Below are 17,765 nucleotides of genomic sequence, written 5' to 3' on the forward strand. Positions count from 1 at the left end.
CACATTTCCGATTCAGGTTCCCGCGTGATATCATGCCCGGGTTTCAGCATTGTATTTTGGAGGGGGAAATCATGATGACACCGGAATTGCGCGCCACCTATTCCCTGGCACGACAGACCCATTATTTCAGGATCATGCAAACGACCATATTCTCGTTCATTGCATTGGCGGCGATCATTCATTTCGGGCCTCAGGGCTTTTCGCCTGCGCTGGCCATGCTGGTGATCGTAACTACGGCTTATGGCATCCTCGCTGGCGGTACTGCGCTGGACGATATCATCAACCTGATCGCCGACCTCTCTCCGGACATGGCCGAGACGAATATGGGCAAGGGGATCAAATCCCGGAACATGCCGATGCTCAAAATGATTTCGGCCTTTCTTATCGGGCTGACCGGGCTGGCGGAACTTGTCGCGCTTGCGGCCTGAATACTGCGCGGTTCATCGCCCTAGCATCCATTGCCCGTTCGGCCAGAAAGCATGGAAGGCAAAGGCGAACATGACATCATGGGGCACATCACGTCCCTGCCCGTCGCGAACGCGGATCGATCCCACATCACGCCCATTGCGAATGAGGCCCGTATCCAGTGCCGAGGCCTGACCGGCCTTCCATGTTATGCGCACACCCGCCTCTTTCACGTCAGCCTCCTCGCTGAGCCGCTTCATGGGCCAGGCTAGATTTCCAACCCGCACGACGCGTTCCAGAGGGTGGATGCCATGCGGTGGCATCTCGCCGGAATACAGGAACGGTTTGCGCGACCCGTCATAGCCACGATAAGGATTGCGCCCATATGACCGGCTGTATTCCGGCTCGGCCATGACCAACCCATCCGGGTTGCGGGTGGAAAAGTCCTGCCAGCTTTCCATCCAGGATGGCAGGGTTTTCAGCCGGGTCCCGGTCAGTTGCCCCACGATCGCCTCACCCACCGCCTGTTGCCACCAGCTTTGGGTTTGCCGGTCATACATCACCATGTCCGAGAACCGCAGTTTGCCGCTGACACCAAAACTCAGCTCGCCACTTGCCGTCCTGCGATCAAAGGTAATCGCCGAGTTGCAAAGCGGACAATAGGTAACCGCGACCGGAACACTTCCGATCCGGTCATTCACGATCTCATGCCAGATCAGATAGCGGATCGGGTAGGCCCTAGGCCCTTGGCCGTCGATCTCGACCGTGATTACCGGCTCGCGGGAACTGATCCGGGTTTCCTCGCTGACGACCTTAAACGCAGGTTCGTCAATCGCCGGTATCCCGTCCTTGGGCGGGCCGCCTGACTGAATCTCGGACCAGTTTCGCACGCTTGTACGGTTGAAGTCGGTTTCGGGCCATTCAGTCCGCCAGAACTCGGGACTGGCCCACACTTGTGCGGCCAGGAAAACGGCGATTGCGATCGAAAGAACACGCATGCGGCTTGCTCCCGCCAGATGCTCAATACTGAGCGCGACACGTTCGCAAAGCCACCCCAGCGCACACAGACGTGATGCAATGTGCGAGAGCCCGGCGCAGAGGTTTTCCGCGCCGGGCGCGCCGTCACTCGCTGACGGTGACCTTTTTCATGACATCGGGCTGCCCGATCACAGCACCATTGGGGCCTTCGCCGCGCTTGATGGCATCGACCACATCCATGCCATCCGTGACTTTACCCACGACGGTGTACTGACCGTCCAGGAACGGGCCTGGTGCGAACATGATGAAGAACTGCGAATTGGCGCTGTTCGGATCCTGCGCCCGCGCCATGCCAACAATGCCCCGATCATAAGTGATGTCCGAAAACTCGGCCGCAAGGTCCGGCCGGTCCGACGCACCAGTGCCCGCGCGGCGCATGTCGCTGCCCAGTTTGCCATGCTGCACATCGCCGGTCTGCGCCATGAAACCCTCGATCACGCGGTGGAACACAACCCCGTCATATTGACCGTCTGCCGCCAGTGCCGCGATCTGTTCGACGTGCTTGGGAGCGACGTCCTCGAACAGATCAATGGTGATTGTGCCATTGGCCTCACCTTCGATCTCGATCTCAAGCCCGGTGGCCAGGGCCGGGCTGGCCAACAGGGCAAATACGGCTGTCAGTTTACGCATCGGCGGCCACCTTGACGCTGATCATGCGATCGGGGCTTGCGGGCGGCTCGCCACGCACGATTGCGTCCACATGCTCCATCCCGGCAACCACACGACCATAAACCGTGTATTGGCCGTTCAGGAAATGATTGTCCTTGAAGTTAATGAAAAACTGCGAATTGGCCGAATTCGGGTTGGCCGAACGCGCCGCGCCCAGCGTTCCGCGATCATGCGGCAGCTTGGAAAACTCAGCCGGCAAATCCGGCAGCGAGGACCCACCCGTTCCCGCCATACGGATGTTGAACCCGTCTTCCATATCGCCATGCTGAACGTCGCCTGTCTGGGCCATGAAGCCGTCGATTACCCGGTGAAAGCACACGTTGTCATATTCTCCGGCGCGCGCCAGCTCCTTCATCCGCCCGCTGTGTTGCGGGGCGACATCAGGCAGCAGTTCGATAACCACATTGCCGTTCTTCAACTCGATGATGATGGTGTTTTCGGGATCCTTGATCTCGGCCATTGGGCCCTCCTGTCGATGGATATTGCGCGAATACCTAAGCCCCACGCGCGCGAATGCCAAGTGATGCATTGACCTTGACGCGAAATGCAGGAAAAGAACCGCCCAAACCGGATGCAATCAGCGGAGCGGCAAAATGGGCTGGAAGACACTCGACGACATGAATCTGAGCGGCAAGCGCGTGCTGGTGCGGGTCGATATCAACGTACCGATCGTGGATGGCGTGGTGACCGACTCCACTCGCATCCGCCGCATCGCTCCGACCGTGCGCGACATCCTTGCCGCCGGTGGCCGTCCGATCCTGCTGGCCCATTTCGGTCGCCCCGGCGGCGAACGGCGCGAGAACCTGTCGCTGAAACAACTGGTCCCGACGCTGGAACGCGCCTTTGAAACCAAGGTCCGTTTCGCTGCCGATTGCATCGGCCCGGCTGCCGAGCTTGCCGCTGAATCCTTGCAACCGGGAGAGGTTCTGCTGTTGGAAAACACCCGGTTTCATGCCTCCGAAACCAAGAACGACCCGGACCTTGCCGCAGGTATGGCGCGGCTGGGCGACGTCTATTGCAACGACGCGTTTTCCGCGGCCCACCGCGCTCATTCCTCGACCGAGGCCATCGCCCGCCTGCTGCCCGCCTGTGCAGGCCGCCTTATGCAGGCAGAGTTGCAGGCACTGGAAAGTGCGCTTGGTGCTCCAAAACGCCCGGTCACGGCAGTTGTCGGCGGCGCCAAGGTGTCGACCAAGCTGGAATTGCTAGGCAACCTGATCGATAAGGTGGATTATCTGGTGATCGGTGGCGGCATGGCCAATACCTTCCTCGCCGCCAAGGGCCATCACGTCGGAAAATCTCTGGCCGAACGGATCATGAAAGACACCGCCGCTGAAATTCTTGCCAAGGCCGAGGCGTCTGGCTGCAAGATTGTCCTGCCCAGTGATATCGTCGTGGCCAAGAAGTTCGAATCCCACGCACCGCATGAAGTTCTTCCCGCCGATCAATGCCCCGAAGACGGGTTGATCCTGGATGCGGGACCCGACAGCGTCGCCACGATCATCGATATTTTCAACCAAAGTCAAACGGTGATCTGGAACGGCCCGCTGGGCGCTTTCGAATTGGAACCGTTTGACGCTGCAACCAACGCAGCGGCCCTGAAGGCGGCCGCCCTGACCCGTGCGGGCAAGCTGACGTCGGTTGCGGGGGGCGGTGACACTGTCGCGGCGCTGAACGCATCCGGGGCCGCCGGGGATTTCTCGTATATCTCCACCGCAGGCGGTGCGTTCCTTGAATGGATGGAAGGCAAAACCCTGCCCGGTGTCGCTGCGCTGGAACAGGATAACTGATCTTCGTTTGGCTTACCCTTTGGAATCAAATCGTGAATCTCAATGCATTTTTGGGATTCACAAGCCGAATCACCTGTGACATATTGAGTGCAGACGCTCGCAAAGGGCGCGTTTCCTGAGGCAGAAATCATACGGCAAAACAGAGTGTCCCGTTCCAGTCGACCCAGTTTAGGTACAGTTTTGTTCTTCGCGGTGGCCTTCGCGTTGGGTGTTTATTTCACCTTTGCGGCGGTACAAGGTGATTACGGGCTATTCCGACGGGTCGAAATTGCGGCGGAACGGGACGCCTTGTCACGCGATCTGACGATGCTTGAGGATCAGATTACCGAAATGGAAAACCTGACCCTGCGCTTGTCGGATACCTATCTTGACCTCGATCTGCTGGATCAGCAGGCGCGCTCGGTGCTGGGTTTGCTGCGCGCGGACGAAATCGTCATTCACTGAAATCGGTCTCCGCAGGAAAAAACCTCGAAAAACGCGCACGTGACCGTACTTTTGTCAAGAAATCGGCAGAACAAGACTTGACCGGACGCTGCGTCACATTTCCCCTCGCCAGGGGGAGAGAAATGCTTTATGAAATAGTTTAACGCTAAACTATCTTGCCGAAAGGGAGAGGTCGCCACGATGGCTGCGCGAAAAACCACAAAGAAATCAAATGTTTCAGCAGAAGAGCTCAAAACCTATTACCGCGAGATGCTGCTGATCCGCCGATTCGAGGAAAAGGCGGGTCAGCTTTATGGCATGGGTTTGATCGGCGGGTTCTGCCACCTTTACATCGGACAAGAGGCCGTTGTTGTCGGTCTCGAAGCCGCTGCCGAAGACGGCGACAAGCGGATCACCTCCTATCGCGACCACGGCCACATGCTGGCTTGCGGCATGGATCCGGGCGGCGTGATGGCCGAATTGACCGGGCGCGAGGGAGGTCTTTCCAAAGGCAAGGGCGGCTCGATGCACATGTTCTCGAAAGAGAAACATTTTTATGGTGGCCACGGCATCGTCGGTGCTCAAGTGCCGCTGGGCGCGGGCCTGGCATTTGCCGACAAATACAAAGGCAACGGTCGCGTGACCTTTACCTATTTTGGTGATGGCGCGGCAAACCAGGGTCAGGTTTACGAGACGTTCAACATGGCTGCCATCTGGAACCTGCCGGTGGTTTTCGTGATCGAGAACAACCAATACGCCATGGGTACGGCACAGTCCCGTTCGACCTCGACCAAGGACATCTTCCATCGCGGCGAGGCGTTTGGCATCCCCGGCGAAATCGTCAACGGCATGGATGTGCTGGCTGTCAAGGAAGCGGGCGAAAAGGCTGTCGCCCACTGCCGCGCCGGCAAGGGCCCCTATATTCTTGAGGTCAAAACCTACCGCTATCGCGGCCACTCGATGTCGGACCCGGCCAAATATCGCACCCGCGAAGAGGTTCAGAAGGTCCGTGAACAAAGCGACCCCATCGAACATGTGCGCGAACTGCTGCTGACCGGCAAGCACGCGACCGAGGACGACCTGAAGGCGATCGACAAGGAAATCAAGGAGATCGTAAATCAGGCCGCCGAGTTCTCGAAAGAAAGCCCCGAGCCGTCCGTGGACGAACTCTGGACCGACATTTACGCCTGAGAGGACGCATAAGACATGGCAACCGAAATTCTCATGCCCGCCCTTTCGCCCACGATGGAAGAGGGCACGCTGGCCAAATGGCTGGTCAAGGAAGGCGACACCGTATCCTCGGGCGATATCATGGCCGAAATCGAAACCGACAAGGCGACGATGGAATTCGAGGCGGTCGAAGAAGGCATCGTCGGCAAAATTCTGATTGAAGAAGGCACCGAAGGGGTCAAGGTCAACACCCCCATCGCAATTCTGGTTGAAGAAGGCGAAGATGCTTCCGCCCTTCCGTCGGCAGCCCCTGAAGCAGCCTCGGTTACCGAGGCCGCGCCAGCGGCAGCTCCTGCCCCCGCTCCTGCCGCATCGGCCCCGGCTGCGCCGGTCGTCGATCTGTCGCCAGACTGGCCCGCGAATACCTCGATGAAAGCCCAGACCGTTCGCGAAGCTCTACGTGACGCGATGGCCGAAGAAATGCGCGGCGACGAAGACGTCTATCTGATGGGCGAGGAAGTCGCCGAGTATCAGGGGGCCTATAAAATCTCGCAGGGTCTGCTGGACGAGTTTGGCTCCAAACGCGTGATCGATACCCCGATCACGGAACATGGGTTTGCCGGTATCGCAGTGGGTTCGGCCTTTGGCGGTCTGAAACCAATTGTCGAATTCATGACCTTCAACTTCGCCATGCAGGCGATTGACCAGATAATCAACTCTGCGGCCAAAACGCTCTATATGTCCGGCGGCCAGATGGGTTGCCCCATCGTGTTCCGGGGTCCCAACGGGGCCGCTGCCCGCGTGGCCGCGCAGCACAGCCAGGACTATGCCGCATGGTACATGCAAATCCCCGGCCTGAAGGTCGTCATGCCCTATTCGGCGGCTGATGCCAAAGGTCTGCTGAAATCGGCCATCCGCGACCCCAACCCGGTCGTGTTCCTGGAAAACGAAATCCTCTACGGCCGCTCTTTTGAGGTGCCGCAGGTGGATGACCTGACCATTCCGCTGGGCAAGGCCCGCATCTGGCGCGAAGGCTCGGACGTGACCATCGTCAGCTTTGGCATCGGCATGCAATACGCGCTGGAAGCCGCCGACAAGCTGGCCGAAGACGGCATCAGCGCCGAAGTGATCGACCTGCGCACCATCCGCCCGATGGACACTGGCGCCATCATCAACTCGGTGATGAAGACCAACCGTCTGGTGACAGTGGAAGAAGGCTGGCCGCAGGGATCCGTCGGCAGCTATATCAGCTCGGTCGTGATGCAGGAGGCGTTTGATTACCTCGACGCGCCGGTCATCAATTGCACCGGCAAGGACGTTCCGATGCCCTACGCCGCGAACCTCGAAAAGCTGGCCCTGATCACCACGGATGAGGTGATCGCCGCCGTCAAACAAGTGACCTACCGGTAAGGAGCGACAGACAGATGCCTACAGAAATTCTGATGCCCGCCCTGTCCCCGACGATGGAGGAAGGCACGCTTGCCAAATGGCTGGTCAAGGAAGGCGACACCGTCTCCTCCGGTGACCTGCTGGCCGAGATCGAAACCGACAAGGCCACGATGGAGTTCGAGGCCGTTGACGAAGGCACCATTGGCAAGATCCTGATCCCCGAGGGCACCGAAGGGGTCAAGGTCAACACGGCCATCGCGGTTCTGCTGGAAGACGGCGAAGGCGCCGATGACATTGGCACGGCTCCGGCTGCGGCCCCGGCGGCTGCGCCCGCAGCCGTCGCGGGCAACGAGGCTGCCACGCCAGCGGCACCCGAGGCGCCCGCCCCTGCCCCGGCCGCTCCGGCCAAGGCAGATGGCGGTCGGATTTTTGCCTCGCCTCTGGCCCGCCGGATTGCCGCGCAAAAAGGTCTCGACCTGACGCAGATTGCCGGTTCTGGCCCGCATGGTCGCATTGTCAAGGTTGATGTCGAAGGCGCAACTGCTACCGCACCTGCGGCAGCCCCTGCCACTGCTCCCGCGGCCGCCGCGCCCGCAGCTGCCCCAGCAGCTCCGTCTGGTCCATCGGCGGATATGGTCGCGCGGATGTACGAAGGCCGCGAGTACGAGGAAATCAAGCTCGACGGCATGCGCAAAACCATCGCCGCACGTCTGGGAGAGGCCAAACAGACCATCCCGCATTTCTACCTGCGCCGCGATATCAAGCTCGATGCGCTGCTGAAATTCCGCGGGCAGCTGAACAAGCAACTCGAAGGCCGCGGCGTCAAGCTGAGCGTCAACGACTTCATCATCAAGGCCGTCGCCAATGCGTTGCAACAGGTTCCGGCCTGTAACGCCGTCTGGGCAGGTGACCGGGTGCTGCAACTGAAACCGTCAGATGTGGCTGTTGCCGTCGCAATCGAAGGCGGATTGTTTACACCGGTCCTGCAGGATGCTGACATGAAATCCCTGTCGGCCCTTTCGACCGAGATGAAAGACCTCGCCGCCCGCGCGCGCGAACGCAAGCTGGCACCGCATGAATATCAGGGCGGCACCTTTGCCATATCGAACCTGGGCATGTTCGGCATCGACAATTTCGACGCCATCGTGAACCCGCCCCATGCCGGTATTCTGGCCGTCGGCACCGGCATCAAGAAACCGGTTGTCGGGGATGATGGCGAGCTGACCGTGGCCACCGTGATGTCGGTCACCATGTCCGTCGATCACCGCGTCATCGACGGCGCGCTTGGCGCGCAGCTACTGCAAGCCATCGTCGACAATCTGGAAAACCCGATGGTCATGCTGGCGTGAGCCAGCACGCCCCCCGCAAAGCCGACCCTCGGTCGGCTTTGTCCCTATCCTGCGACGCGGCGCGAGCCAACCTTGGCCAACGGGCTTAGGTTCAGCCAGTGCAATAACGACCTGCGCGCCCATCCATCGCCCAGAATTTCCAGACGCTGCGTGCCGACCGCCACCTCTGGACGCAGATCACCCCGCACGACACAGATTGCGTCGGCCAGGCTGCACGCCAGATACAGGTTCACCTCGCCCCCGGGGTCATCCACGCAAAGCTCGCATTTCTCCTCGTGATTCAGAAACCACCAGAATCGTTTCGACGGAATCTGATCCGTCAGTTCCAGCCGGATCAGACATCTTTTCCCCCCGAACGCGCCGGGATCACACGAGCTTTCAAGGCTCCACACCAGCAGACCCACATCCAGTTCCTGGTCGCTGAGTTCACGGCGAGTCCACCGCTGGCCCCAGATTCCCAAAGCCTCGACAAGCGGAACGAATTCGCGCCCCGCCTCGGTCAACACGTATCCCTTATGCTGGCCCTCCATTTCGCAGCGCGCGATCACACCTTCGCTGATCAGCCATTTGAGCCGCGACGACAAAAGCGACGGCGACATCAGCGGAACCCCCCGTTGTAATGCCGCGAACCGGCGCGGACCGGTGGCAAGATCCCGCACGATCAGCGCATTCCATCTTTCACAGAATAGTTCGGCCGCCTTGGCAACCGGACAGAACTGACCATAAGATTTCATGGCGTCACCTTTCGCCCTGCTACAGATTTAGAACTATACCTCACGGCCCGTGAAAGATCACCCTGGCACAGCTGAGCAACAAAAGGAGGCAACCAAATGACGACGCAAGCTGCCCGGGCGGGTCAGGTCTCGACTGCTGCCGCTAAGGTCTATGACGAATTTTTTGTGCCGGCGCTATTTGGTGCATGGGCCGGCCCCTTGTGTGATAGTGCCGATGTTTCACCGGGTCAGGCCGTGCTGGATGTCGCTTGTGGAACCGGCGCCACGACGCGCGAAGCGGCGCGGCGCGCTTCTCCCGGTGGCCGGGTGACGGGGCTGGACCGGAATGATGGCATGCTCTCCGTGGCGACAAGCCGAGCAGGACAAATCGACTGGGTATCCGGTCTAGCCGAGTCGCTTCCCTTTCCAGATGCACAGTTTGATACCGTACTGTGCCAGTTCGGCCTCATGTTTTTTGAAGACCGCGTGAAAGCCTTGGGCGAGATGCGGCGCGTGGTCCGCCCCGGAGGCCGGGTTGCCCTGTCTGTCTGGGACCGGACCGAGAACTCGCCCGGTTATGACGGCATGATCCGACTGATCGAGTCGATGTTCGGAACAGAGGCCGCCGATGCCCTGCGCGCGCCCTTCATCCTCGGCAACCTCGACGAGTTTCAAAAAGCGCTCGATGCTGGCGGGATGCAGGCGGCGAAGGTCATTACCGAATCCGGCACCGCCCGTTTCACGTCAATCCGTGAATGGGTTCGAATGGACGTTCGCGGCTGGACCTTGGCCGATTTCATCGACGATGAGGGTTTCGAGGCGCTGGTTGCAGCCGCCGAGGATGGCCTAAGCCAATTCGCCGGTCCGGATGGTACGGTCGTGTTTCCCGCGCCCGCGCACATCGCGGTGTGGGAGCGCCCTTAGTAAAAAAAGCCGCCCACATCAGGCGGCTTTGTCTTTTTAGATGGCCAGAGTTACTGATCTTTGCCCAGCATATGGTCCATATTGACCGAAGGCTGATCGCACCCCGCCTCTCCCACGATCTTGGCAGGGATACCGGCCACCGTGGTGCAAGGAGGCACTTCTTGCAACACGACAGAACCGGCGGCGATGCGGCTGCAACGACCGACCTTGATGTTGCCCAGAACCTTGGCCCCGGCCCCGATCAGAACACCATCACCGATCTTGGGATGGCGGTCTTCCTCTTCCTTGCCGGTACCGCCCAACGTCACCGAGTGCAACATCGACACGTTGTCGCCGACCACGGCGGTTTCACCGATGACGATGGAATGGGCGTGGTCGATCATGATCCCCTTGCCGATCTTTGCGGCCGGGTGAATGTCGATGCCGAAAATCTCGGATGACCGCATCTGGAAGAAATAGGCCAGATCAAAGCGCCCCTTCCGCCACAGCCAATGCGCGACTCGGTAGGCCTGCATGGCCTGATAGCCCTTGAAATACAGAATCGGCTGCAACAGGCGGTGGCAGGCCGGATCCCGCTCGAAAACCGCCATCAGGTCGGCACGTGCCGCCTCAAGCAGGCTGGGATCATCCTCATAGGCCTCGTCCACGATCTCGCGCAGAACCATCATCGACATCTCGTTCGAGCAGAGCTTGGCCGATACGCGATAGGACAGCGCTCGCTCAAGGCTTTTATGATGCAGGATACAGGCATGAACCAGCCCGCCCATCAACGGCTCCTTGTCGACTGCCGCAAGGGCTTCGGTGGTGATCCGGCTCCAGACCGGATCGATGGGCGTCAGTTTTCTGCGTGTCTCGACCATGGCTTTTCGTCCTCTGCTCCGACTAGAATACCCATCTAAGGCGGAAAAGGCCAAACGCAAACCCTTGAAGTGCGACGTAACAGAAATGAATGAGACCGAACTGCACAAATTCGAATGCCTGATCCACGAAAAACTGGCGGAACTGGAACAAGGGTCTGTTGCCGGGCGCGCTGCACAATCGGTCGTGGAACTCGATCAGCAGGCAGTTGGGCGCCTCAGCCGCATGGATGCATTGCAGAATCAGGCGATGGCCAAGGCACAGCAAGCCCGGCGTGATGTTGAATCAAGACGTTTGCTATCGGCCTTGCAACGCATCGAAGAAGGAGAGTTCGGTTACTGCGAAGATTGCGGCGGCGACATCACGCCGGGGCGGCTCAAGCTCGATCCGGCGGCCAGTAAATGCGTCAGCTGCGCCGCTGGCTGAACCCGCGGCGAACAAGGTGCCGCAACACGATTTCAAAGCAACTGCAATATTCCAGATCATCGAAACCCGGCTCGTCCGCCAGCACCCGCTTGCGAGCCGCCGACATCAGCGACCCGTTCCCGAAAATCGGATGCAGCCGCCCGGTTCTGCGCACATGACGGTCGGCCAGTTCCGCCTCCAGGATCAATCGGCGGCACAGACGTTCACGCAGGCCGGGCGCGGCCCGCAACAGCGCCCGCGCCGCCGAACTGACGTCCCCATGCAGAACCGGACGCAACCACGCTACTCCAGCCGCAAGCCGGTGAACGGGCCGGGGCCGTAAATCACCGATACCTGTGCCACTTCGATCTCGAAGGGCATCGTGACCCCATCCGCCGCTTGCGCACCCGCGCCATACGTCCAAAGCGGTGTCTCGGTCACCGTCTCGCGGACAATCGCCCCATCCTTGCGGACACGAACCAGATAGGCCTCGCTTTCTTCGCCCAGCGGCACCTCGAACCCGTCCCAGCTGTCACCGTCAATCCGTGTACGACGGATCCAGGACAGCACCAGATCTCCCCCTTGCTCAACAGCTCGCAAATGCACTGGCGAATAGGGGCGCAGGCCGTTTCCATCGAACGACTCGATCCGATGCGTGTAGGACGGATCGTCGTATCCCCGGCGGGCCGATCCGATGCGATAGTGTTTGGCCAGCCGGCGCTCCGACCGCTTCAGCCCGATCTGCGTCGCAGCCCCGTTCATCAACACAAAGTTCGACCCCGCAGGCCAGACCTCGGGCATCAGTGCGTCACTGCCCAACTGGCCGCGCAGGCGCCCGCGCAGCAGGTAGGTTCGTTCCGCAATCAGCTCGGCATCGCGAAACTGGAACAGTTCCCAATTGCCGTTGCTGCCATCCCCAATAGCCGCAAGATTGGCGCCGTTCAGTACCGTCAAGGCGGATCGCGACTCCAGCGCCCCGGCTGTCAGCTTAACCTGCAACGCGTCGCCTTCGTCCCAGCGACCGGCGTCGCTGCGCAACAGTCCGGTCTCGGTGAACCCGATCACGGCGCGACGGGCAACGATGTCGGACAAGGCATAGTCCTCGTCACTTGTCGAGGCATAGACCGCAACCGTTCCCGGCCACGGACTTGCGGTAACCGCCAGGTGCGGCGCATGGGCAACCTCGTCGCCAGTGATCAGCGGCAGATCCAAAAAGACCGGCAGAACCGGCAACGGCGGTACAAACGCCTGCCCACTTGGCAGCACGTCGTCGATATTGCTTGGACGATACACGTTCGGCTCGATCCGCACGGCCTCGACCAATTGCAATTCGGTCTGCTCCACCCGGTCGATACGGAACAGCACGCCTGCCTCGCCATTGGCACCAGGCAGGCGCACGATGTCGCCTGCTCCCACCTCAATCTGAGACGGCGGCAGCGCGAACTTGACCGTTTCACGCGACGCCCGCGCTTCAGCCAACCATCTTTCGACCGTCTGCCGCCCCTCGGATCGGGTCATCGACAACGGCATCTCGCTGGCGGCAACGGAATGGGTGGCCTCGTCCGGCAAAACCGCCTCTTCCGATACAACATCGTGATCTGCATCCGATTGCACGAATTTCAGCCGTACCCGGCCTGACATTTCCACATCTGCCTCGCGGCGAAACTCAATCGTGCCATCTACCTCCGACGACATTGCCAACTGGTCTTCGATCAGATCAACAGGGCGCAACCCGTCCCGCATCCGGAACGTCAGCACGCCGTCCCGCTCGATCGCATCAAAGCCATAGCGCAACATCAGAGGTTGCAGAAGACCGCGCGCATCGCTGACCTCTTCGGCCACATACCCACGCACGATGCCCCACAGCTCCGACACATCAATTTCGCGCACTCCCGAGCGATGACAGATCTCACCCACCACCGAAGCCAGTGTGCGGCTTCCCGACCGCCCGTTCAGCCAGTGACCGCGCGGATAGTTCCCGCCATCGCTCCACAGGCTCACCCGATTGGGAAAAACCGGAAACGGGCGCAGGTCCCAGGCCCAGACATAGGCATTGGTCATGTCAATCATCCGGCCCTCGTACAGCGGCGAAACCGGATTGTTCTCGGGCTTGTCCCAATACCCCAGCACCGCCTTGAGGTACTGAACCTGGATCAGATCATCCCGAGCGCCGCTGGAATACTTCGGCAGGTGGGATTCCGACGATTTGGGGTCCAGAAACTTGTTCGGCTGATTGGTCCCCTTGTCGATGGCAGCACAACCCAGTTCGGTGAACCATATCGGCTTCGACCGCGGCTCCCACGCGGTCGGCGTTTCCATACGCTCTCCACCGATGCGCTCGTGATGCGGATTGGCCCACCAGTTGCGCAGATCCTTGTATCGCCAGACCCACGGTTCGCCATGTTCGCCATCGGTGATCGGCGTGCGGATCTGCGCCTCTTCCGCCTCGGGCGAGTGGTAGTACCAGTCATAACCCTCGCCGCCTTCGATATTGCCCTGCAGATAGCTCAGATCATAGATCGACCGCACCCCGCCCAGCGCGTCCAGATGTTCCTCACCCTCGCGCCAGTCCGAGATCGGCATATAGTTGTCGATACCGATGAAATCGATGTTGTCATCGGCCCAAAGCGGGTCAAGGTGGAAATACCGGTCGTTGCTGCCGTCCTGCGGCTGATACCCGAAATATTCCGACCAGTCGGCGGCATATCCGATACGGACATCCGGACCCAGAATGGCACGCACCTCAGCGGCAAGCTGTTTCAACTCCGCTACCGCCGGAAAGCCCGAGGCGCCGCGAATTTGCGTCAATCCACGCATTTCCGATCCGATGCAGAACGCATGCACCCCACCTGCCGCAGCGCAAAGCGCGGCATTGTGCAGGATGAACCGGCGCAGCCCCCATTCATCGGCACCGGTATAGGAAACGGTTCCGTCGCCGATCACGAAATCTGCCGCCGACACCGTGCCAAAGAACTGTGCCACCTGGGCATCTGCCGCAAAGGTTCCATCCGATGACCCCGGTCGCCCCGGCGCTACGTCCAGGGTGATCCTTCCGCGCCACGGCAGGTGCGGCTGATCTTCGTTCCCTGTCCACGGATCGGGTAAACCGTTTCCGGCCAATTGATCCATCAGGATAAACGGATAGAACATCACGCGCTTGCCGCTGACGTTCAGGTGACGGATGGCCTCGATCACCGACGCATCCGCCGGGGTGCCACCATATACCGGCTCGCCATCCGCGCGCGGTATTTCCTGTGCGCCAGCGCGTGAAACACCCGACACGCGCCACGGCATATTCGCCCCATCATAGTCCCGACGTTCCACCTTGGGCCGGATCTCACAATCCCCGCACCGCAGGTCATTGCCGAACCAGGACACGATCAGTGAAGCCGCCTCACATCCCGGCAACTCAGAGTCCAGTACCGCCAGCGAAGTCAGCATGTCCGTCCCGCCCGACGGCGAATTGGTGTTGGCCGCCCAGTAACTACCCGGCCCGTCAGTATAATTGACTTGCCGCGTCGACAGCGCATATTCACCGGTTCCCGGCATCAACGCGACGCCCCGCACGATCGCGGCCAGCCGGTCGTCATACCCCGGCATGTCCGGCTGTTCCTGCCGCACCACCTCGAACGAGAATTGCGGCACCCGGTTGCCATAGGGCGCCAGTTGCAGGTTCTCGATCACCACGTAAGCCGTACCGCGATAGGCGGGCACCTTGCCCGCCCCCTCGATGGCTTCCAGCAGCGGATCCGGTAGCTGATCTTGGGTACCCCGATAGACGCGCATGTCCAGGTCTGCATGCGCGATCTCTTCGCCGTCAGCCCAGACACGGGTGATCCCCGCAATCTCGCCCGCACCTACGGAAATGGCCAGCGACACTGAATAGCTGTGCTCGGTCGTCGTCACCTCGGGTTTCGGCGCAGCGCCCTTGCCGCCGCCGGATGTATGGCTTTGCGTCGTGGACAGGAAATCCGACGCCCAGATGACCTGCCCCCCGACACGCATCCGGCCAAATACCGAAGCCACCGGCGCCCCCTCACCGGAACTGGTCAGGCGAAAGCGATCAACCTTGCCGGTTTCAACCGCCTCGCTGCCGCCCCCCAACAGGCGCTGGTCGATCACCCGGCCCAGCGTCGCCCCAACAGCGCGCCCGATGATGGCGGTGGAGAGGCCCGCGACGGTTCCGCCGATCGACCCGCCAATGGCCGCACCTGCGGCAGAAAGTAGAATGGTCGCCATTTACTGCTCCTTCAGCGGAAATTGAAACCGGGCCGCGATACGGTTCCGCCACGGCCCGCTCAATGGATTTTCGACAACACCTCGCCCGGAATAAGCGTGGATGAATTTCGGATGCGGACCGGTCTCGCTGATCAGCCCGACATGCTTGGCAACCGAGGCGCTGCGCATCCTGAACAGGATCACGTCGCCCGGCTCCAACTCCGACAAGGGACTCTCGATCAGATGTCGGCGCGCCGCCTGCCACAAACGTTCCTCGCCCTGCGGCTCCGACCAGTCCATGCTGTATGCGGGAACTGTCTCGGGCTCGGCCCCGTAAAGCTCGCGCCAGACCCCACGCAACAGCCCCAGACAATCCGTTCCAGCACCGCGCCAGGACGCCTGATGCAGATAGGGCGTTCCCACCCAGCCCCGTGCGGCCTCGACCACATCCTGCCTTCCTGCCGTCATCTCCGGCTGCCTCCGGTATTGGCCGCGCTCGATTTCGGCACCGCCAGGACCCAATCCTCATTGGGCAGGTCCGGAAAACCTTGAAAGTTCCAGAGGTTGTTGAACTTGAGCCGGCAGGTTTCGAACCGCTTGTCGCAGCCCGCCACCAGCCTTACCCGATCGCCGGCCACAAGACCCGCGCGGATAGGCTCCCACAACTCGATGACCCTGTGGCCCTCTTCGATCTCGTCGCGCTTGATCGTGCCCCACAGTCCCAAAGCCGGGCCGTCAAGCACCGTCATTCGCCCGCGCTGGAACCATCCCGGCTCGAACCCGCTCAGATCGGCCCAGCGGAACACGCGGGCGTCTTCCATGGCTTCGATGCTCAACTCGACCGAATATCCCGGCTGCGCGGCGTCAAACCTACAATCGCGATCTCCCAGAACCGCCGTGCATGGCTTCTGATAGATACGCCCCAGCGGACGGTTCAGGCCATCCGTCAACCCGCGCATCTCGGCGTGAAACGCGCCGCCCGCGCGACGGATCTCGCCAATCGAGCCACGAAACTGCAGCCAGCGGTCGCGCGGGTCGGCCCAGTTCACCAGCCAAACCCGCACCTCGGCACCATCAAAACGCCCGGCCTCGATATCCTCGTCCCGGATGGCGGCATCCGACAACACGCCCATCGCCTCGCTGTTGTCGATGGACAAACCGGTCGATTGCTCCAGTGCCGCCGCCGTCAGGCCGCTGTCAGCCTGAAAGTCCACCCCTTCAAAGCTCAGTCCACAATCGTGATCGGTGAACCCGTATTCCACGCCGTCGCTCCGCGTCACGGCCCAGCACCGGCAAAGCGTGGTCAATCCCCCCGCCACATGCGCCTGAAAACTCTTGGACATGCTCGCCATCAGACCCGCACCTCCACCACCGGCACATTGGGCACGTCGCCTGCCTGGAAGCTCGCCACGCTCGTCTGGATACGGTCGGTGTCAAACCGCACGGGAACGTCAAACTCGAACCCTGCCGATATCTGCGCCTCTTCCGAAGGCGGCACCGCGAATGTCACCAGACCTGTTGCGGGATCAACGTCGAAATCAACCCCCTCCTTCATCTCGTCCTGTTCGACGCCGATCCGCACCGTGCCCAGAACCGGTTTGAGGATCGGGCGCGCATACTCGAACCCGCCCGAGCGATAGGTCTTGAGCAGCTGGAACACCGTGGTTTCCCCATCGCCGCGCGCAATCACCTGATCCCCGAACGCAGTCCCGGCCGAGGCCAACCCCGATTTGAAATCCGACCAGTCCTTCCATCGAAAGCCGTAAAGCTGCCCGCGCCGCGCTTCGAAAAACGAGATCAGCACCTCGATATCGTCAAGCGAGCGCATGCCCAGACCGGCATCATAGCGCCGCCGCGAATGGGCCCAGGGCGTGTTGCGCTCCTCGAACCCGTTGGCCAGCGTCACCACATCCGTGCGCCGCTCGGGCCCGCCGACCGAGCCGAAACTCAGATTGGCGGGAAACCTCACCTCGTGAAAATTCATCTCTGTCCTCCCGGCCTCAACGATTGCGATTGCCGCGGCCCAGCGCGCGGCTCATCTGCGCCGCGATCTGCCCCTGGCTGCGGCGGAACCCCTGCACATCCGGGGTTGTCACGTTCATCACCACATTGATCGGTTGGCCGCCTCCGGCGCTGCGCACCCCAAGCTTGCCGTCGGCGCCCCGCGCCAGCGGCATGATCGCCTCGGGCCCAGCTTCGCCCATCAGGCCAAATCCGCCCCGCATCGGAAAGGATGTCGGGCCGCTGACGACACCACCATTGGCAAAAGGCATCACCCGCCCCTGCGCAAACCCGGCACCCTTGGCAAAGGGCAGAATGCCCTCGACCAGACTGTTCACACCCGAGGCCAGCAAGCCGCCGAAATGATCCGTCACCGGCTTGATCGCGGCCGAATAGGTGGTCTGGATCATCGA

The 17,765-nt window shown here is 61.0% G+C and carries 19 protein-coding genes; 8 read left to right on the forward strand and 11 right to left on the reverse strand.

Annotated features, from left to right (window positions below; all coding sequences use genetic code 11):
* Positions 1 to 71: 71 nt before the first annotated feature.
* Positions 72 to 428: a hypothetical protein gene (locus AC2FLX_RS13320; RefSeq protein ID WP_496809659.1), complete on the forward strand. Its 357-nt coding sequence runs from the start codon at positions 72 to 74 to the stop codon at positions 426 to 428.
* 12 nt (positions 429 to 440) lie between these two features.
* On the opposite strand, the gene AC2FLX_RS13325 is transcribed toward AC2FLX_RS13320, so the two are convergent.
* The 3 genes from AC2FLX_RS13325 to AC2FLX_RS13335 all read right to left on the reverse strand — a co-directional run bounded on the left by AC2FLX_RS13325 (position 441) and on the right by AC2FLX_RS13335 (position 2,572).
* The gene (locus AC2FLX_RS13325) at positions 441 to 1,403 is read right to left on the reverse strand and encodes a DUF3179 domain-containing protein (RefSeq protein ID WP_496744100.1); all 963 of its coding nucleotides are present in this window, start codon (positions 1,401 to 1,403) and stop codon (positions 441 to 443) included.
* 124 nt (positions 1,404 to 1,527) lie between these two features.
* A complete protein-coding gene (locus AC2FLX_RS13330; protein ID WP_496809660.1) occupies positions 1,528 to 2,073 on the reverse strand; it encodes a peptidylprolyl isomerase in 546 nt (181 codons plus the stop codon).
* On the reverse strand, positions 2,066 to 2,572 hold the full coding sequence (locus AC2FLX_RS13335) for a peptidylprolyl isomerase (RefSeq protein WP_480748332.1): 507 nt from the start codon (positions 2,570 to 2,572) through the stop codon (positions 2,066 to 2,068). The genes AC2FLX_RS13330 and AC2FLX_RS13335 overlap by 8 nt, the downstream gene beginning before the upstream one ends.
* Positions 2,573 to 2,705: 133 nt before the next feature.
* On the opposite strand from AC2FLX_RS13335, the gene AC2FLX_RS13340 reads away from it, so the two are divergent.
* The 5 genes from AC2FLX_RS13340 (at position 2,706) to AC2FLX_RS13360 (ending at position 8,233) form a co-directional block, all read left to right on the forward strand.
* The gene (locus AC2FLX_RS13340) at positions 2,706 to 3,902 is read left to right on the forward strand and encodes a phosphoglycerate kinase (RefSeq protein WP_496809661.1); all 1,197 of its coding nucleotides are present in this window, start codon (positions 2,706 to 2,708) and stop codon (positions 3,900 to 3,902) included.
* Positions 3,903 to 4,046: 144 nt separating this feature from the next.
* Positions 4,047 to 4,346: an FtsB family cell division protein gene (locus AC2FLX_RS13345; protein WP_480748330.1), complete on the forward strand. Its 300-nt coding sequence runs from the start codon at positions 4,047 to 4,049 to the stop codon at positions 4,344 to 4,346.
* Between the two features lie 180 nt (positions 4,347 to 4,526).
* A complete protein-coding gene (gene pdhA / locus AC2FLX_RS13350) occupies positions 4,527 to 5,516 on the forward strand; it encodes a pyruvate dehydrogenase (acetyl-transferring) E1 component subunit alpha (RefSeq protein ID WP_496744093.1) in 990 nt (329 codons plus the stop codon).
* A 15-nt stretch (positions 5,517 to 5,531) separates the two neighbouring features.
* Positions 5,532 to 6,905, forward strand: a complete 1,374-nt coding sequence (locus AC2FLX_RS13355; protein WP_496809662.1) for a pyruvate dehydrogenase complex E1 component subunit beta — start codon at positions 5,532 to 5,534, stop codon at positions 6,903 to 6,905.
* Between the two features lie 14 nt (positions 6,906 to 6,919).
* A complete protein-coding gene (locus AC2FLX_RS13360) occupies positions 6,920 to 8,233 on the forward strand; it encodes a pyruvate dehydrogenase complex dihydrolipoamide acetyltransferase (protein WP_496809663.1) in 1,314 nt (437 codons plus the stop codon).
* A 44-nt stretch (positions 8,234 to 8,277) separates the two neighbouring features.
* Here AC2FLX_RS13360 and AC2FLX_RS13365 read toward each other — a convergent pair whose 3' ends face one another.
* On the reverse strand, positions 8,278 to 8,967 hold the full coding sequence (locus AC2FLX_RS13365) for a winged helix-turn-helix transcriptional regulator (protein ID WP_496809664.1): 690 nt from the start codon (positions 8,965 to 8,967) through the stop codon (positions 8,278 to 8,280).
* A gap of 96 nt (positions 8,968 to 9,063) precedes the next feature.
* On the opposite strand from AC2FLX_RS13365, the gene AC2FLX_RS13370 reads away from it, so the two are divergent.
* Positions 9,064 to 9,870 carry a class I SAM-dependent methyltransferase gene (locus AC2FLX_RS13370; protein ID WP_496809665.1) on the forward strand — a complete coding sequence of 269 codons (807 nt, stop codon included), beginning with the start codon at positions 9,064 to 9,066 and terminating at the stop codon, positions 9,868 to 9,870.
* 50 nt (positions 9,871 to 9,920) lie between these two features.
* On the opposite strand, the gene cysE is transcribed toward AC2FLX_RS13370, so the two are convergent.
* Positions 9,921 to 10,730, reverse strand: coding sequence for a serine O-acetyltransferase (gene cysE / locus AC2FLX_RS13375; RefSeq protein WP_496809666.1), 810 nt, complete (start codon positions 10,728 to 10,730; stop codon positions 9,921 to 9,923).
* Between the two features lie 85 nt (positions 10,731 to 10,815).
* Here cysE and AC2FLX_RS13380 point away from each other — a divergent pair, with 85 nt between their 5' ends.
* On the forward strand, positions 10,816 to 11,154 hold the full coding sequence (locus tag AC2FLX_RS13380) for a TraR/DksA family transcriptional regulator (RefSeq protein ID WP_496809667.1): 339 nt from the start codon (positions 10,816 to 10,818) through the stop codon (positions 11,152 to 11,154).
* Here the strand turns inward: AC2FLX_RS13380 and AC2FLX_RS13385 are convergent.
* The 6 genes from AC2FLX_RS13385 to AC2FLX_RS13410 all read right to left on the reverse strand — a co-directional run.
* On the reverse strand, positions 11,135 to 11,431 hold the full coding sequence (locus tag AC2FLX_RS13385) for a DUF7742 family protein (protein WP_496809668.1): 297 nt from the start codon (positions 11,429 to 11,431) through the stop codon (positions 11,135 to 11,137). The genes AC2FLX_RS13380 and AC2FLX_RS13385 overlap by 20 nt on opposite strands.
* 5 nt (positions 11,432 to 11,436) lie before the next feature.
* Positions 11,437 to 15,372 (reverse strand): baseplate multidomain protein megatron, encoded by a 3,936-nt coding sequence (locus AC2FLX_RS13390; RefSeq protein ID WP_496809669.1) that lies wholly within the window; start codon positions 15,370 to 15,372, stop codon positions 11,437 to 11,439.
* Positions 15,373 to 15,819: an NlpC/P60 family protein gene (locus tag AC2FLX_RS13395; RefSeq protein ID WP_496809670.1), complete on the reverse strand. Its 447-nt coding sequence runs from the start codon at positions 15,817 to 15,819 to the stop codon at positions 15,373 to 15,375.
* Positions 15,816 to 16,703, reverse strand: a complete 888-nt coding sequence (locus AC2FLX_RS13400; RefSeq protein WP_496744084.1) for a phage/gene transfer agent baseplate hub protein — start codon at positions 16,701 to 16,703, stop codon at positions 15,816 to 15,818. Before AC2FLX_RS13400 ends, AC2FLX_RS13395 begins: the two co-directional genes overlap by 4 nt.
* The gene (locus tag AC2FLX_RS13405; protein ID WP_496744082.1) at positions 16,703 to 17,335 is read right to left on the reverse strand and encodes a phage distal tail protein, Rcc01695 family; all 633 of its coding nucleotides are present in this window, start codon (positions 17,333 to 17,335) and stop codon (positions 16,703 to 16,705) included. The genes AC2FLX_RS13400 and AC2FLX_RS13405 overlap by 1 nt, the downstream gene beginning before the upstream one ends.
* 16 nt (positions 17,336 to 17,351) lie before the next feature.
* Positions 17,352 to 17,765, reverse strand: a 414-nt coding sequence (locus AC2FLX_RS13410) for an RcGTA-type gene transfer agent tail tape measure protein (protein WP_496875445.1), incomplete at its 5' end; no start/stop codon positions are given.

The organism is Ruegeria sp. YKSF57, from assembly GCF_059612585.1.

Bases quoted from the DNA above. Each gene is read 5' to 3' on its own strand.
- AC2FLX_RS13355 (WP_496809662.1), top strand. From the start codon at position 5,532: ATGGCAACCGAAATTCTCATGCCCGCCCTTTCGCCCACGATGGAAGAG.
- AC2FLX_RS13380 (WP_496809667.1), top strand. From the start codon at position 10,816: ATGAATGAGACCGAACTGCACAAATTCGAATGCCTGATCCACGAAAAA.
- AC2FLX_RS13340 (WP_496809661.1), top strand. From the start codon at position 2,706: ATGGGCTGGAAGACACTCGACGACATGAATCTGAGCGGCAAGCGCGTG.
- pdhA (WP_496744093.1), top strand. From the start codon at position 4,527: ATGGCTGCGCGAAAAACCACAAAGAAATCAAATGTTTCAGCAGAAGAG.
- AC2FLX_RS13335 (WP_480748332.1), bottom strand. From the start codon at position 2,572: ATGGCCGAGATCAAGGATCCCGAAAACACCATCATCATCGAGTTGAAG.
- AC2FLX_RS13395 (WP_496809670.1), bottom strand. From the start codon at position 15,819: ATGACGGCAGGAAGGCAGGATGTGGTCGAGGCCGCACGGGGCTGGGTG.
- AC2FLX_RS13400 (WP_496744084.1), bottom strand. From the start codon at position 16,703: ATGGCGAGCATGTCCAAGAGTTTTCAGGCGCATGTGGCGGGGGGATTG.
- AC2FLX_RS13365 (WP_496809664.1), bottom strand. From the start codon at position 8,967: ATGAAATCTTATGGTCAGTTCTGTCCGGTTGCCAAGGCGGCCGAACTA.
- AC2FLX_RS13360 (WP_496809663.1), top strand. From the start codon at position 6,920: ATGCCTACAGAAATTCTGATGCCCGCCCTGTCCCCGACGATGGAGGAA.
- AC2FLX_RS13325 (WP_496744100.1), bottom strand. From the start codon at position 1,403: ATGCGTGTTCTTTCGATCGCAATCGCCGTTTTCCTGGCCGCACAAGTG.
- AC2FLX_RS13390 (WP_496809669.1), bottom strand. From the start codon at position 15,372: ATGGCGACCATTCTACTTTCTGCCGCAGGTGCGGCCATTGGCGGGTCG.
- AC2FLX_RS13405 (WP_496744082.1), bottom strand. From the start codon at position 17,335: ATGAATTTTCACGAGGTGAGGTTTCCCGCCAATCTGAGTTTCGGCTCG.
- AC2FLX_RS13330 (WP_496809660.1), bottom strand. From the start codon at position 2,073: ATGCGTAAACTGACAGCCGTATTTGCCCTGTTGGCCAGCCCGGCCCTG.
- AC2FLX_RS13370 (WP_496809665.1), top strand. From the start codon at position 9,064: ATGACGACGCAAGCTGCCCGGGCGGGTCAGGTCTCGACTGCTGCCGCT.
- AC2FLX_RS13320 (WP_496809659.1), top strand. From the start codon at position 72: ATGATGACACCGGAATTGCGCGCCACCTATTCCCTGGCACGACAGACC.
- cysE (WP_496809666.1), bottom strand. From the start codon at position 10,730: ATGGTCGAGACACGCAGAAAACTGACGCCCATCGATCCGGTCTGGAGC.